Origin of the sequence: Bradyrhizobium septentrionale, from assembly GCF_011516645.4 — a bacterium.
Classification (GTDB): Bacteria; Pseudomonadota; Alphaproteobacteria; order Rhizobiales; family Xanthobacteraceae; genus Bradyrhizobium; species Bradyrhizobium septentrionale.
Genome location: NZ_CP088285.1, coordinates 4,718,363 through 4,733,278, shown reverse-complemented (window position 1 = coordinate 4,733,278; position 14,916 = coordinate 4,718,363). Strand labels below are relative to the sequence as shown.

The window sequence follows — 14,916 nt, the reverse complement described above, 5'->3', positions numbered from 1 at the left end:
ACTGATCTTCGAGACGGTGTTGTCACCCAAGGGTATGCGCTTGCCTTGCCGATCAAACAGCCTTAGCTGCAACGTCTCCGCTCGCTGTGTCTTAATAACTGAAGCCGTCAGAGCATGCGGGTCTGATCTCCATCGCAGATCAAGTGATCAACAATGGATCTATTCCATTGCAAATATAGCGCCTGCCGCAAGCGGGCTAGAGCGGGATGGGTCTAGCTTGAATCGATTTGGGATTCCCAAATCGGAAGGCTTCTGATTCAACATGCTGGCTGGGAAGGAGGCCAGCATGGATGGGACGAGCCTATTCGGACGACCTTCGTGAGCGGGTAGTGAGAGCTGTCATCAAAGGTGGCCTGTCGCGGCATCAGGCAGCGGCTCAATTTGGGGTGGGCATCAGCACGGCGATCAACTGGGTACAGCGCTTCCACGAGACCGGTAGCGTCAAGCCAGACCAGATCGGGGGCTATCGGCCAAAGAAGATTGCGGGGCCGCACCGCGAATGGCTGATGCAACGGTGCCGAAACGATTTTACCGTGCGCGGGCTGGTGGCCGAACTCGCTGAGCGTGGCCTGAAGGTCGATTACCGCACGATGTGGGAGTTAGTCCACGCCGAGAAGCTCAGTTACAAAAAAAGACGATGATTGCCGCCGAGCAGGATCGTCCCGATGTCACCCGTCGGCGGGCGCAGTGGACCAAGTATCGGGATCGGATCGATGTACGCATCCGGCGGGCGCCGTCTTGTCTGACACGCTGTAATTCGCCAAGCGTGTGACCTTAAGTCTAGCTTTAAGGTCATCGGGCGATGCGGGTCGAGGTTTTGGGCGGGCTGGAGCGTCGGCGGCGTTGGTCGCAGGATGACAAGGCACGGATTGTCGAGGAGACGTTGGCGCCGGGCGCAAAGGTGACAGCGGTTGCACGTCGCAACGGAGTAGCGGCCAGCCTGGTGTTCACCTGGCGTCGTCAAGCGCGGACATCCGAGCAGGTCGCACCGTCTTTTGCGCCGGTGCAGATCGCCGCCACGGAGGCGGAGGAAACTCCGAAGCTCTTACCTGCGGGTGATAGCCGAGGGCGGTCTGTAGTGGCCGCGCGTACTGGATTGATCGAGATCGACCTCGGTAACCGGCGACGGATCCGAGTGGATTCGCACGTCGATCCAGAAGCGCTGGCGCGGGTCCTCGAGGTACTTGAGCGCCGATGATTGCGATACCGGGTAATGTGCGTGAGCGTCACGAGAGGATCACGGGTGCCTGGGCTTGACTTGCGCGGAATGCTCTGGATAGCGCGGTCGGGATGATTGACGCCGCCGGCGCGCGGTGATGGGTTGATCCCGGTTCGGAGCGGGCAACGGGGATCAGAATGACCAGCGAGTCGCAGCTGCGCGAGAAGCTTCGGAAGATCGAGGCGTTGTTCGTGGGGGCCGGAACTGCTGGTGAGCGCCTTGCAGCGGAAGCCGCGCTGCAGCGGGTGCGGGCCCGGGTCGAGGAACTTGCTCGCCACGATCCACCGATCGAACAGCAATTCTCACTTCCCGACCAGTGGTCTCGGCACCTGTTTCTGGCGCTTTGCCGCCGATATGGGCTGCGGCCGTTTCGTTATCGCCGACAGCGACGTAACACGGTGATGGTCCGTGCGTCACGGGGCTTCGTTGATCGAGTCCTGCTGCCCGAGTTCACCGAGCTGGAGGGTGCGCTGCAAGTGTATCTGCACGAGGTAACGCTGCGCGTGATCCGCGAAGAGATCTACGACGACGCCAGCGATGCGCAGGAAGTTCCCGACGCCGTGCCGTCGAACTGATCAAGCGGCGAGCTTTGGCTCCGAACCATCGCGCTCGGCTTTCCAATTCCACGGCAGCAGCGTGTTCAGCTGATTGATCTTGGTACGTCCGGAGACGATGCGCTCGAGAACATCAGTAAAATAGTGCCGTGGGTCGATGTCGTGAAGCTTTGCGGAGTTGATGAGTGATGCGAGAGTGGCCCAGGTTTCGGCGCCGCCCTCACTGCCTGCGAACAGATAGTTTTTCTTTCCCAGCCCGATCGGCTTGATGCTGCGTTCGACCGTATTGCTGTCGATCTCGATGCGCCCATCATCGATGAATCGCGTCAGGCCATCCCAATGGTTGAGGGTGTAGCGGATCGCCTTGCCAAGGCCGGATTTCTTCGAGACTTCCAGCAGTCGCGCCTCGAGCCAGGGCTTGAAGTCCTCGATCAGCGGTCTGGTGTCGGATTGTCGCACCGCAGCTCGCTGCGTCGCCGGCAAACCGCGAATGCGATCCTCAATGGCGTAGAACATCGCGATCCGCTGCAGCGCTTCCGCGGCAATCGGCGATTTCGTCGCGATGTGGACGTCCCAGAACTTCCGCCGCGCATGCGCGAAGCAGAACGCCAGTTGTACCAGACGGCCGCCGTTTTTAATCAGCCCCTTGTACCCGGCGTAGCCGTCGACCTGCAGGATGCCGTCGTAGTCTCCAAACAGCTGCCTGGCGCGGATTGCCTTGCGATCCTCGGCGAACACGTAGACTACTGCCGGCGGCGCCGGGCCGCCCCACGGGCGGTCGTCGGTGGCGATCGCCCAGAACTGGCAGACTTTGGTTCTGCCACGGCCGGGATCGAGAACTGGCAGCGGCGTCTCGTCGGCAAACAGCCGCGGGTAGGACATCACTGCGCGGCGCAACAGCGCGTGAAGCGGCTTCAGCCACCAGGCGACGCGGCCCATCCACGAGGCCAGCGTTTGCCGGTCGAGCGTGATGCCTTGGGCGGCAAACATCTGTTCCTGGCGATACAGCGGCAGCTGGTAGCCGTATTTCATCACCGCGACGTGGGCCAGCAAGGCTTCCGTCACCATTCCACCGTCGATCGCCTGGGCCGGCGCGGGTGCCTGCAGAACACCCTGGCGGCATCCCCGGCAGCCGTACCGTGGACGCATGATGCGCTTGACCCGGTACTGCATCGGAATGACGTCGAAGGCTTCCTTGACGGTCTCCCCGATCTTGTGCAGCTGCTCGCCGCAGCAAGGGCAGATGTGGCTCTCGATATCGATCACGACATCGATGCGCGGCAAATGCTCCGGAAGCTTCCCCCGGTTGCGTCGCGCCGGTCGCTTTCCACGGCCCTCCGCTCCGTCAGGCAGCCTGCCTCCGGTCACGTCGTCGTTGGCGGCGGCACGAACCGCCTGTGCCCTGATGGTGAAGAGAGACAGCTGTCCGATATCCAGTGTCTCGGAGCGCGGACCGAAGATCGTGCGCTTGTACTGGGACAGGATCATCAGGAGCTTGTCGTTCTCCTGGATCGCAGCGTCGCGTTGGGCGATCGCTGCATCACGCTCGGTCGCCAGCGTGCTGCATTCCTCCGACAACGCCGCAAGCCGTGACGATAGCGTCATCACGGCTTGTCGGAGCAATGCTGGATCGGAAGGCAAATCACTCATGCAGAGCGATTCTACAACAACTCCGCATGAGTGACGAACGACTCTTGATAATGATCAACCAGCTCGCATCGGCTGATCCACAACTCGCATCGGCACACGCTTCCAGTCCGAGCCATCGAGCAGCACCGAGAGCTGAGCATGAGATAGCGACATGACGCCTTCCTTGATCGGCGGCCAGGTGAACTGCCCCTCGATTCTTTTGTAGTAAAGGACAAGGCCGCTTCCATCCCAAGTCAGGATCTTCACGCGATCTCGGCGCTTGGAGCGGAAGACATAAAGTCCGCCGTCGAACGGATCGGCTCCAAAGGCCTCGCTCACCAGCATCGCCAGCGAGTCCATGCCGCGGCGGAAATCGACCGGCTGCGTCGCAATCCAGATCGACAACCCAGCTCGAAGCCCGATCATCGACCAACCGTCCCGACCGCCGCCAGCACCTCGCACAGTGCCTCCCGGTCGACTGTCCCCCTGACACGGATGCGAATCGCGCCGACCTCGATCTCGATCGCCGCCTGCTCCTCACTCGGGCGCCCACAGCCGGTGATCGCGACCGGCACAAAGCCAGGTGGCATGCCTCTGTCCCCGCGCTCCGCGACCTGCGCCCGCGTAGCCTGGCGACGCCAGAGAAACAACAGGCTTGGACTGATGTCGTGTCGCCGCGCCACTGCGGACACGCTTGCACCCGGCGCAAAACTCTCCGCAACAATCGCCGCCTTCGCATCGGTCGACCAGCGCCGACGTCGGCCCGTCCCGGTGATGATCTCGACACGCTGCAGCGTGTCGGCGCCGTGTTCGAGGATAGGCATATGCCTATCCTTATCGCTATCCTTACGACTATCCTTTGACATTGTGACCTCGCGACAAACCATTCCGCGAGATCTTCCTAGCCGACCAGATCAACCCTCAGCGCGTGGTCTCCGCATGACGCTCACTAATGTGCGGGTGTGGCTTGCGACCGGCCACACCGATATGCGCCGCGGCTTCCCGAGCCTCGCGCGTCTGGTCCAGGAGAGTTTGAAGCGTGATCCGCATGCCGGTGATCTCTATGTTTTTAGAGGCCGCCGCGGCGACCTGATCAAGATCATCTGGCATGATGGCCAAGGCGCGTGTCTGTTCACGAAGCGGCTGGAGCGAGGCCGCTTTTTGTGGCCATCAATGGCGGATGGCGTTGTGACGATCAGCGTTGCGCAGCTATCCTATCTCCTCTCCGGAATTGATTGGCGGATGCCGCAGGCAACCTGGCGTCCACGGGCTTCCGGTTAAATCGAGCGGGATTTTTTGCGACGAATATGGTTGATTCGTCCTCGTGACGACGCCCGCCGATCCGCTTCCCACCGACCTTGCCGCAGCACACGCGATGATCATTGCGCAGCGCGAGCAGCTGACGCTGGCGAAGAGCGAGGTGACCGTCGGCCGGCTGGAGATCGAGCGGCTGAAGCTGATGCTGGCCAAGGCACGGCGAGAACAGTTCGGGCAATCTTCTGAGCGCGGCAAGCTGCTGGTCGAGCAGCTCGAACTCGCCATCGAGGATCTTGAAGAGACCCAGGCTGAGCAGGAAACCAAGGCCGAGCTCGCAGCGCCGGAAGCCGCCAAACAGCAGCGCGTGCAAAATCCACGGCCGCCGCGACGTCCGTTGCCGGACAATCTACCGATCGAACGCATCGTCGAACCCGCTCCTTGCGTATGTGGCAAGTGCGGCAGCGAGCGACTGCACAAGCTCGGCGAGGTGGTATCGAAGACCCTGGAATGTGAGCCACGGCGCTGGAAGATTATCGAGCATGTCCGCGAAAAGTTCTCCTGCCGGGATTGTGAGGCAATCACCGAGGCGCCGGCGCCCTCCCATCCGATCCCGCGAGGCTTTGCCGGGCCGAGCCTGCTGGCGATGGTGCTGGTCAACAAGTTCCTGCTGCACCAGCCGTTGAACCGACAGAGCAAGACCTATGCCCGCGAAGGGATCGAGATCGACGTCTCGACCCTGGCGGATCGGATCGGCGCCTGCGTGGTGGCACTCGATCCCATCATTGAGGCGATCCGGATCCACGTCATGAGCGCGGAACGCATCCACGGCGACGATACGACGGTGCCGGTGCTGGCCAAGCTCAAGACGGTTACCGGCCGGATCTGGACCTATGTTCGCGATGACCGGCCGTTTGGCGGCACGGATCCGCCGGCGGCCCTGTTCTACTACTCACGCAACCGGGCTGGAGAACACCCGCAAAGCCATCTTGCCGGCTATGTCGGCCTCATGCAGGCCGATGCCTTCGATGGGTATAACCAGCTCTACAAGGCCCAAAGGAAGCCAGCTCCGATCCTTGAAGCGGCCTGTTGGAGCCACGGCCGCAGAAAGTTCTTCGACTTGGCGAAATCTGGAGAGGCGCCGATTGCCAGCGAGGCCGTGCGACGCATCGATATCCTTTTCGAGATCGAGCGCACCATCAACGGCAAAACGCCGGAACAGCGGCTTGCGGTACGTCGTGATAAGTCGAGGCCGATCGTCGCCGATCTCGAAATCTGGATGCGTCAGCAGCGAACCTTGCTCTCATCAGGCAACGATACTGCAAAGGCGATCAACTACCTGCTCAACCGTTGGGCGGCGTTCACCCGCTTCCTGGACGATGGTCGCGTCTGCCTCTCGAACAACGCTGCCGAACGAGCGTTACGCGGTGTGGCTGTCGGAAGACGAAATTGGACCTTCGCCGGTTCAGATGCCGGCGGCCATCGCGCCGCCGCCGTCTATACCCTGATCGAAACCTGCAAGATGAACGACGTTGATCCGCAAGCCTGGCTCGCGGATGTGTTGGCCAGGCTTCCAGATCACCCCGTCAACAAAGTCGCCGACCTGCTCCCGTGGAATTGGAAGGCGACCCAACAGTCCACAGCGGCTGCCGCCTGAGCGCCACGGCTGACCGGCGCGCCTGCCCGGGGTGCTGACCGGATGCGTACGGATCGATCCCACTCGGCTGGTGTTCATCGATGAGACCTGGACCAAGACCAATATGGCGCGCCGCTGCGGGGCTGGGCGCCGCGCGGTCAACGTATCAAAGCCAAGGTACCGCACGGCCGCTGGCGGACCATGACCTTCATGGCCGCCACGATCGCATTACCGCTCCGTGGTTCCTCGAGGGGCCGATCAACGGCGAAGCCTTCCTTGTCTATATCGAGAAGGCTCTGGTCCCGACCCTGCGGCACGGCGACATCGTCATCATGGACAATCTCGGCTCCCACAAGGCCCACGCCGTGCGTCGCGCCATCCGTGCCGCCGGCGCCCGGCTCTTCTACCTGCCGAAATACTCGCCTGATCTCAATCCGATCGAGCAGTTCTTCGCCAAGTTCAAACACTGGCTGCGCAAAGCCGCACAGCGAACCACCGAGGCCGTCTACGATGCTATCGCTCCGATCCTCGGCACCGTCTCACCGGCCGAATGCGCCAACTACTTCGCAAACGCCGGATATGACCAAAACTAAACTCATCACGCTCTAGGGCCACCGGTCAGGCAGCTTCGGCTGGGGCTGAAACATGGACCTGGCAATTGGCCGGACACACCCTGGCGCACGCGCCGCAGCCGATGCAGGCGCCCTGATCATTCAGAACCATGATCTTCTTTTCGATCTCATCGTCCTCGTCATCGTCAAGATCAACAAGTTCGCCGTCCTCGCTGATTCCCTTCAACGCCATGACACCTCGGCCACACACCTTGAAACAGCGGCCACAGCCGATGCATTTTTTGGCGTCAATCGACATCAGGTAGTCTGGCGTCCAGTCGCGGCCATCGCGCGTTGTAAATGACATGTGTCGGCCCCTCTTAAGTATTTTCCAACGCCTTCAAATCATGGTTTCTGCGCTCAAGTTCGGCATAGGCATCGTGCGCCTTCTGCGCAACGACCATGATCGAGGTCCAGTTGATGGGCAATTCCTCCGAAAGGTCGTGCAGATCCATTTTGGCTTGTAGCGCTTTGGCCGATAGCTTCTTTATTTCAGCCTTCAGTGTTTCACGTTCGCTCATCAGTATCCTCAATAGTTCGCCACGTCCGGAAACTTCCGTATCAGGTCGCGATGCACATCACGCAGCCGCTTGTTCACGGCGCTCAGCCGGCCTCCGATCAGCACGATGCGGCCAAATCCTTCATGATGCAGCTTCAAGATCGGCTGGATCATCACACCGGTTTCCCTCTCGACCGCGAGCGCGACCGCGTTGAAGAACAGTTCCAGCCGCCACAGCGTATCGGGGCCAGGATCACCGACAATCGGCAACGCACGCCGCTTTTCCTTGTCCAAGACATAGGGCTCGAGAAGGTCGAGATCGCTCTTGGCCTTCCAGGCTCCCGTGGTGTCCTGAGCGCGCCAAATCTTGACTAGCTCCTTGATGAACAGCGCATCGGCGGAGCTGTCCTGCTGCTCTATTTCTGCGGTCATTTCATCTCATTCGTCGAACTCGAATGTGCTCCGCTGGTCCTTTGCCATTGCCTTGCGTAGCCAGGGAGGTGGTGTGCCTCTTAGGACGTCCTCGAGCTTTTCGAGCAGCACCAGAATGTTTTCTGGCTTGTTTACCTTGATCGGATGGATCTTGTTGGCGACCACCCGGGCAGCACCGGCACCGCCGATGGCAGCAACGTAAAGAATTGCGCAATCTTTAATCGCCTCGATCTTCGGCGCTAACTTGTCGTCGTTGCCGTCTTCCTTGAGATCGCCCTCAAACTCAACCGCTTTGAGAAACACGTGTCCGCTTGGCGCGACCTCGTAGATAGCAATATTCTTTGCCCAACCAAAATGAGCATCGACGCACCTTAGATCTTGAGTGGCGAATGCGACCTTCATGCAGTCGACCTCTCGGCTGCACCGATGGAACTGAGATGCCCGGACCTTGATGGCAGTGCGACCGGAGCCCGCCATCGATCGGGCGTAGGTGGATGGTTCTCCTCGCGGTCCGCGATCACGAGATTGGCGATATCGAAGATCAGATCGCGGGTACCACGATAACCGATCGATAGTTGGTGCCCTGCGCCAAGTCGATCGAACATCGGAAAACCCGCACGATAGAACGGAATTTTCAGCCGGGCAGCCGCTTGCCTGCCATGCGAATGCGTGATCAGCAAGTCGCAATTCTCGGTTCTGGCAAGCTCTTCGAGATCCTCAAGATCACCAATTAGCACCTCGTTGGTCTTGATCCGCTCGATCACCGCCGATTGTGTGGTCGTTACGGCCGCACGCACCTGCGCCCCCATCTCGTGCAGCATACTGGAGAGATCATATAGGAGGTCTGGCTCAGCGGCGATCGCAAGTCTGCGACCACCAATATGGAAGTGCGCGTCCAGCATTGCATCCGTGAGCTGGCCGCGCTGCCGCCGATATTTCGGTGGCACGGGACGGCCGCTGATTTCACTCACAAACGTCATGAATTCGTCGCACGGACCGAGGCCGCACAGCCGCTCGAAGAGGCGAAATGGAACGCCGCTTTTGGCCTGCATGACCTCTGCCGCTCGCCGCATCTGCGCGCCGATTGCAATGGTCCACCCGGCGCGGCCCATGCTCGCGATCTCGTCGACGCCGATGCCGCCGATGGTCGTTGACGTAAACTCGTCGGGGATATGCCCATCGAGCGACGCTGCCAGGTCAGGCAGGAAGGATGGCCGCAACCCAAAATCCTCCAGGATGGCACGGAGTTCGTCAAGATCACCCGGCGTGAGGTGACATCCTGGAAGAACGTTCACTCTCGAGGGATCGCGCAGGCCGTTGACGTTGGGCCCTTCCACCAGCAATTCCACAATGCGCGTCACAGCCTTCTCCCAGCCGTCCTGGAACGCGCCCTTGAAATCGGGTGTCGAGACATAGACCAGCGGCAATTTCGCAAGTTGCCGATGCTTGTTTCGGATTAGCTTGAGGTAAGCATCCACATCGTCTCCGTTAGTCTCGGTGATGCCGGTCGAGCAGATTCCGACGATCTTTGGCTTGGCTCGGTTGTAGATATTGAGTATCGCCTGCTCGAGGTTCTCATAGCCGCCGAGCACGGTCGCGACCTCGCTCATCGCGGTGGTCTGCAGCGGTACCACCTCCTTGAAATGCCGCACAAAGAGCGTGAGCCCGAAAGAAGTGCATCCTTGCGAGCCATGCAGAAGCGGCATCGCCCCGCGCAGCCCCATGAAGGCGAATGCGCCGCCAATCGGCTGGCTCATCTTCAGCGGGTTGACCGCGCAGGCTTTTGTTGGCACCGTGGTGAGGGCCATGATTCCCCCTATTCTGCGGCCTGCAGCATGGCAGATGGCGAGGGCACCAAGATGTCCTCGATGCGTCTCTTGCAGCAACCACCGACCGCATCGGTGTGCTCTTTGACTTCCTCGACGCTTCTCAGACCATGCGCGTAGATCGCATCCTCGATCGTGCCGAGATCGACCGTGTTACAGTGGCAAATCTTCCTCGCGCGGCGCGCCGTTTCGGCGAGCGCCGGTTCGCAGGCGATCTCGGCCGCCGGCGACTGCATATGCAGCTTCGCCCTGGCCAAGGCCTCCCATGGTGCCGGTCGACGTACCTGCTCCCACATCGGATTTGAGAGCGACTTGTCGATCTCCTCCACTAACTTGATCATTCCGACATAGCCCATATAGCCATGGCATCGCTCCTGGTTGATATCGAGCCAAGGCGTCGTTGCTTTCAGCGCGACGAACTGCGATTTGCCGCCCGATAGCATGATGTCCGCTTTTGCGCCCTTCAACATCTCGTACATTTCACGCGGCGACATGTCCTCGATCATGTGGGCATCCTGTCCCATGAGCTCCTTGATGCGCTCTTTGTCCTCCCTTGTCGATTTCTTCACGCTGGTTCCGACCAATTCGAGCCCGGCCTCCTGTAGTGCCGCAACGACCGACCATGACTTGACCCCGCCGGTAATCAGCAAAGCCTTCTTTCCCTTGAAGCGTGACTTGTACGGTTCGATCGCGGCCCAGGCCCGCGCCTCCTCGCGCGCGATCACCGCGTCGGTGCGCCCGAGCAGATCTTGCGGTGCGCCGCGCTCAACCAATAAGCGGGCAATCTGGCGCAGCGAATCACTTGAATCCTGGACACCGTAGAACGAGCCTTCGAAGAACGGGATTCCGTAGCGTTCCTCCATCTTGCGCGCGACGTTGATCATGGCCTTTGAGCACACCAACATCGCCGCCCGGGCGCGATGGGACGACGCGACTTCACGATATTTGGCATCGCCCGAGATGCATGAGAGAATCCGGATTCCAAGCTCATCGAGCGAAGGCTTGACTTGCCAGAGCTCCCCCGAAAGATTGTATTCTCCGATCAGATTGATGTCGTAAGGTGTGGTGCGGTCTGGCTCCCGCGTTCCGATCACATGTTCCAGCAAAGCCTCGCCGGCGAGCTTATTGCCGAGGTTCTTGGAGCCAACGAACCCCGGGGAATTGATCGGGATGACCGGTTTGCCGAACCTTTGCGAGGCGGCCTTACAGACCGCGTTGACGTCGTCGCCGATCATCGCGGGAACACAGGTCTGATAGACGAAAATGGCGGGCGGGTCATGCTTGTCGACGATTTCCTTGATCGCCTTCCAGAGCCGCCTCTCACCTCCAAATACGATATCGGTTTCGTTCATATCGGTTGTGAATGCGGTGCGCCATAGATTCGAACCGGAAGACGCCGCGCCGCGATTGTCCCAGGAGTTGCCTTCGCAAGCGATCGGACCATGCACCAAATGAGCGACGTCGGTAAACGGCTGTAGCGCGATCTTAGCACCGTCGAAGGCGCAGCCGCCCGCCGCACTACCCGGCTGCAGTAGCTTGGTGCATCCCTTCTTGCGCTCAGCCTCCGACTTACTGCCGTTCTTGGCGCAGCCCGGCTCGTTGAAAATATTCTGGACCGTAGCTGACAGCGAACTCATCCGTTCTCCTCTTAGCCGAACTAATTGCAAGTTGAGCCATCGTGCGCTCGTGCCATCGCCAGTGTTTTCGGCGACGGCACGTGCATTGTCCGTCATCAACGAATGATGTCGAAGCTGTAGTCAGTTTTGCCAAGAACGTTGGTCTTCCGGTCGATTTCGTCGAAGATCTTGTCGAGGATCTTCACCAGCACATTCAGGCCGCCCTGATAGCCCCACACAGGGGAGCGGTGGTGATGATGCCGATCAAACACCGGAAAGCCGATGCGGATCAGTGGCGTTCCCGTGTCACGTTCCAGGTACTTGCCATAGGTGTTGCCAATCAGAAGATCGACCGGCTCGGTGAACAAGAGCGAGCGCATGTGCCAGAGGTCTCGGCCCGGATAGGACTGGCAGGCATGCCCAAACGGTGAGCTTGCAAACAGCGCCTGCATTTTGTCCTGCCACGCCTTATTGCCGTTGGTGGACAGCACATGGGTTGGTTCGGCGCCGAGTTCGAGCAGAAAGGCGGCCAACCCATAGCAGAGATCCGGATCGCCATAGATTGCGAACTTCTTGCCATGGATATGCGCGCTGGAGTCAGCGATGGCATCAACCAAGCGGCCACGCTCTCGCGCGAGTTGCTCCGGGACCTGCTTGCCGCTGATGCGTGATAGCGCCAGGAGAAGGTCATCTGTTGCGGAGACGCCCACCGGGTAATTGAAAGAGACGACGTCCTGGCCATGCTCAGACACGAGCGGCAGCGTTTTTTCGGTACACCACTGCTGCATTGAGATTGTCGCCTTGGCGTGAACCGCGTTAGCTGCGTCTTCCAGCGTGGTGCCGCCGTCATACATCCGGAAATCGCCATCAGTCGGGGTATCGAAGACGTCGGAGTTATCGGCCAGTATGGTGTATTGGATACCCATCAGCGCCAAGATGCGCTTAATCTCACGAAGGTTTCCGACGGTGTAGCCATCGAACCCACCAATGATGTTGATCGACTCGTTTGGCTTGCGCTCCAGCTTCGGCGCTGTTCCGGCCTTGCCGTCCCAGAAATGCTCCAGAACACCCTTGAGTGCGTTGTCATACCCGGTGACGTGGCTACCGACGAACGCCGGCGTGTGTGCAAACGGCACGTCGAACTCCGCCGGAACAGAGCCCTTTTCCTTCGATGTCTTGATGAACGCATTGAGATCATCGCCAATCACCTCGGCCATGCAGGTCGTGGAAACCGCAATCATCTTGGGCTTGTACATGTTGTAGCTGTTGGCAAGTCCATCGATCATGTTGTTCAAGCCGCCGAACACCGCGGCGTCTTCCGTCATCGAGGAAGAGACGCAGGAACTCGGCTCCTTGAAGTGCCTCGACAGATGGCTGCGGTAGTAAGCCACGCAGCCTTGCGAGCCGTGGACGAAGGGCAGCGTGCCCTCAAAACCGACCGAGGCGAACACGGCGCCAAGCGGCTGGCAGGCTTTGGCCGGATTTACCGCCAGCGCCTCCCGCGCAAAATTCTTCTCGCGGTATTCAGGCGTTTTCGTCCATTCCTTGATGCGTTCAACCTCGGCTGGATCGCGGGAATTCTCGAACGTCTTCTTGTTAGCCAGCATCTGCTGGTATTCTGGACCGCGAAACAGTTCGAGATGATCGAGCACGTGTTCTGCACTCTGCGCCATTTTTAAGATCCTTCACTATCGAAATTGGTATCGTCCCGGCTCTCCACGAAGAGCCAGATACATTGCTTTATTCTGCAGCCAAGAGCTTCGACTTCGAAGCTTCTTTCCAAGGCGCTTTCATCTTCTTCCAGATCGGCGAGTTGACAGCCATGTCCATGTCGCGCGCGAAGATCGCAAAGCCGTCATAGCCGTGATATGGACCTGAATAGTCCCAGGAATGCATCTGCCGGAACGGTATACCCATCTTTTGGAAAACGTATTTTTCCTTGATGCCCGATCCGACCAGGTCGGGCTGGAGCTTTTCGACAAAACGCTCGAACTCGTAGCCATTGACGTCGTCGTAGATGAGCGTGCTGTCCTTGACGTAGTGCTGGGCGGTGCGCTGATAGTCGTCGTTGTGGCCGAACTCGTATCCGGTACCCACGACTTCCATCCCGAGGTCCTCGTATGCGCCAATCACATGACGCGGGCGAAGACCGCCGACGTACAACATCACCGTCTTGCCCTCCAGGCGCGGGCGATATCTTGCTATTACGGCGCTCACCAGCGGCTGGTACTTTTCAATCACCCGCTCAGCGCCTTCTTTAATCTTATCGTCGAAGTAGCCCGCGATCTTGCGCAGCGACACTGCGATCTTTGAAGGTCCAAAGAAGTTATACTCGCACCACGGAATACCGAACTTCTCTTCCATGTGGCGGGAGATGTAGTTCATGGAGCGGTAACAATGCAGAATGTTGAGCTTTGCCTTCGGCGTTGCCTCGAGCTCAGCGAGTGAACCGTCACCAGACCACTGCGCAATCACCCGCAGGCCCATTTCCTCCAGAAGAATTCGCGATGACCAGGCGTCGCCGCCGATATTGTAGTCTCCGATGATCGCAACATCGTACGGCGTCGACTCAAACTTCGGTTTACCATCTGGCTCGAACTTGTCGAAAATCCAATCACGCACGGCGTCGTTGGCAATGTGGTGGCCGAGCGACTGCGAGACGCCGCGAAAGCCCTCGCAACGGACCGGCACGATGGTCTTGCCGCCATACTCCTTGGATTTCGCTCTTGACACAGCCTCGATGTCGTCTCCAATCAATCCGATCGGGCATTCCGACTGGATGGTGATGCCGTTGTTGAGTGGGAAAAGCTCCTGGATTTCGTCAAGAACTTTGACCAGTTTCTTGTCGCCACCGAATACGATATCCTTTTCCTGGAAGTCGGAGGTGAATTGCAGGGTCACGAAGCTATCGATCCCGGTCGTGCCAACGTAATAGTTACGACGCGAGCCCCACGAGTACTGACCGCAGCCCACCGGTCCATGGCTGATATGGACCATGTCCTTGATCGGCCCCCAGACCACGCCCTTGGATCCTGCGTAGGCGCAGCCTCTGATTGTCATCACACCAGGGATGGATTTGATGTTGGACTTGACCCCACAGTCCGACTTGCCGGCTTGGTGCACGTTGAGATGCTTGGCGCGCCGTTTTGCGGTCTTCTCCGGATAGACCTTCAGGACCTCCTCAATCAGCTCTTTGTTGCGAGCCCTGATTTCTGCGATGCTCTGGGTCGAGGCGAGGCTCATGCTGAGGTCCTTCGAGGGTTAGCTGTTGCGAGAGCGGCTTCGTGACCTAGAGTTTTGCAACGAGCATGCCAGTGCGGCGCGAGCACAAAAAGCGGAACGATTGAAATCAGTTAGCGCGCTCCGTGGTGCAGCACGGGGTATTGTGGCTAACGCGACATCGCGCTTTGCCCGGAGAACCCTTCGTTTGGTCCTGTTCGAAATGGAACAGGGGCGGCGATATGTGAAGTAGCACCGCACGATTCCAGATGTGCGGCTGCCGATCGCGATGCTCCGCGCTCGAGAGAGCGCCCGTAACAAGCGAACCGAGCGGCAAAGGCCGGCTGATCGAGCCCGGGTTTGCCGACGCCATCCATGCTTGTTGAGATCTACAGATACTTGCCTTCAGCGACGACGATGA

General features: G+C 59.5%; 15 protein-coding genes and 2 pseudogenes. 6 read left to right on the top strand and 11 right to left on the bottom strand.

All coding sequences use genetic code 11. The features are described from left to right. Window positions 1-290: 290 nt before the first annotated feature. From HAP48_RS24340 to HAP48_RS24330, 3 genes and pseudogenes are all read left to right on the top strand, one after another. A pseudogene (locus HAP48_RS24340) lies at window positions 291-715 on the top strand (helix-turn-helix domain-containing protein); the annotation flags it as partial. An 87-nt stretch (window positions 716-802) separates the two neighbouring features. Beyond that, window positions 803-1,198: an IS66-like element accessory protein TnpA gene (tnpA, locus tag HAP48_RS24335; protein WP_166204418.1), complete on the top strand. Its 396-nt coding sequence runs from the start codon at window positions 803-805 to the stop codon at window positions 1,196-1,198. A gap of 158 nt (window positions 1,199-1,356) precedes the next feature. After that, a complete protein-coding gene (locus HAP48_RS24330; RefSeq protein ID WP_166202962.1) occupies window positions 1,357-1,794 on the top strand; it encodes a hypothetical protein in 438 nt (145 codons plus the stop codon). On the opposite strand, the gene tnpC (HAP48_RS24325) is transcribed toward HAP48_RS24330, so the two are convergent. The 3 genes from tnpC (HAP48_RS24325) to tnpA (HAP48_RS50105) form a co-directional block, all read right to left on the bottom strand. After that, a complete protein-coding gene (tnpC, locus tag HAP48_RS24325; RefSeq protein ID WP_166215215.1) occupies window positions 1,795-3,378 on the bottom strand; it encodes an IS66 family transposase in 1,584 nt (527 codons plus the stop codon). Between the two features lie 99 nt (window positions 3,379-3,477). Beyond that, window positions 3,478-3,828 carry an IS66 family insertion sequence element accessory protein TnpB gene (gene tnpB, locus HAP48_RS24320; RefSeq protein ID WP_166202960.1) on the bottom strand — a complete coding sequence of 117 codons (351 nt, stop codon included), beginning with the start codon at window positions 3,826-3,828 and terminating at the stop codon, window positions 3,478-3,480. Beyond that, complete coding sequence (tnpA, locus tag HAP48_RS50105; RefSeq protein WP_166202958.1) at window positions 3,825-4,226, bottom strand: IS66-like element accessory protein TnpA; 402 nt, start codon at window positions 4,224-4,226, stop codon at window positions 3,825-3,827. The genes tnpB (HAP48_RS24320) and tnpA (HAP48_RS50105) overlap by 4 nt, the downstream gene beginning before the upstream one ends. A gap of 115 nt (window positions 4,227-4,341) precedes the next feature. Between tnpA (HAP48_RS50105) and tnpB (HAP48_RS24310) the strand changes: the two genes are divergently transcribed. The 3 genes and pseudogenes from tnpB (HAP48_RS24310) to HAP48_RS24300 form a co-directional block, all read left to right on the top strand. Further along, entirely contained in the window at window positions 4,342-4,683 is a 342-nt protein-coding gene (gene tnpB, locus HAP48_RS24310; RefSeq protein ID WP_166209448.1) for an IS66 family insertion sequence element accessory protein TnpB, read from the top strand. A 94-nt stretch (window positions 4,684-4,777) separates the two neighbouring features. After that, window positions 4,778-6,313: an IS66 family transposase gene (tnpC, locus tag HAP48_RS24305; RefSeq protein ID WP_175612385.1), complete on the top strand. Its 1,536-nt coding sequence runs from the start codon at window positions 4,778-4,780 to the stop codon at window positions 6,311-6,313. 49 nt (window positions 6,314-6,362) lie between these two features. After that, window positions 6,363-6,885, top strand: a pseudogene (locus HAP48_RS24300) (IS630 family transposase); the annotation flags it as partial. Between the two features lie 25 nt (window positions 6,886-6,910). On the opposite strand, the gene fdxB reads toward HAP48_RS24300, so the two are convergent. The 8 genes from fdxB to nifD all read right to left on the bottom strand — a co-directional run bounded on the left by fdxB (window position 6,911) and on the right by nifD (window position 14,519). Further along, a complete protein-coding gene (fdxB, locus tag HAP48_RS24295) occupies window positions 6,911-7,210 on the bottom strand; it encodes a ferredoxin III, nif-specific (RefSeq protein WP_029084732.1) in 300 nt (99 codons plus the stop codon). A gap of 13 nt (window positions 7,211-7,223) precedes the next feature. Then, window positions 7,224-7,424: a CCE_0567 family metalloprotein gene (locus HAP48_RS24290; protein WP_029084733.1), complete on the bottom strand. Its 201-nt coding sequence runs from the start codon at window positions 7,422-7,424 to the stop codon at window positions 7,224-7,226. 8 nt (window positions 7,425-7,432) lie between these two features. Next, the gene (locus HAP48_RS24285) at window positions 7,433-7,834 is read right to left on the bottom strand and encodes a NifX-associated nitrogen fixation protein (protein WP_084518764.1); all 402 of its coding nucleotides are present in this window, start codon (window positions 7,832-7,834) and stop codon (window positions 7,433-7,435) included. 6 nt (window positions 7,835-7,840) lie between these two features. Then, the gene (gene nifX, locus HAP48_RS24280) at window positions 7,841-8,236 is read right to left on the bottom strand and encodes a nitrogen fixation protein NifX (protein ID WP_029084734.1); all 396 of its coding nucleotides are present in this window, start codon (window positions 8,234-8,236) and stop codon (window positions 7,841-7,843) included. After that, the gene (gene nifN / locus HAP48_RS24275; RefSeq protein WP_029084735.1) at window positions 8,233-9,642 is read right to left on the bottom strand and encodes a nitrogenase iron-molybdenum cofactor biosynthesis protein NifN; all 1,410 of its coding nucleotides are present in this window, start codon (window positions 9,640-9,642) and stop codon (window positions 8,233-8,235) included. The genes nifX and nifN overlap by 4 nt, the downstream gene beginning before the upstream one ends. Window positions 9,643-9,650: 8 nt before the next feature. After that, window positions 9,651-11,297, bottom strand: coding sequence for a nitrogenase iron-molybdenum cofactor biosynthesis protein NifE (nifE, locus tag HAP48_RS24270; RefSeq protein WP_029084736.1), 1,647 nt, complete (start codon window positions 11,295-11,297; stop codon window positions 9,651-9,653). A 95-nt stretch (window positions 11,298-11,392) separates the two neighbouring features. After that, the gene (gene nifK, locus HAP48_RS24265) at window positions 11,393-12,949 is read right to left on the bottom strand and encodes a nitrogenase molybdenum-iron protein subunit beta (RefSeq protein ID WP_029084737.1); all 1,557 of its coding nucleotides are present in this window, start codon (window positions 12,947-12,949) and stop codon (window positions 11,393-11,395) included. 67 nt (window positions 12,950-13,016) lie between these two features. Continuing rightward, the gene (nifD, locus tag HAP48_RS24260; protein WP_029084738.1) at window positions 13,017-14,519 is read right to left on the bottom strand and encodes a nitrogenase molybdenum-iron protein alpha chain; all 1,503 of its coding nucleotides are present in this window, start codon (window positions 14,517-14,519) and stop codon (window positions 13,017-13,019) included. Between the last annotated feature and the right edge of the window lie 397 nt (window positions 14,520-14,916).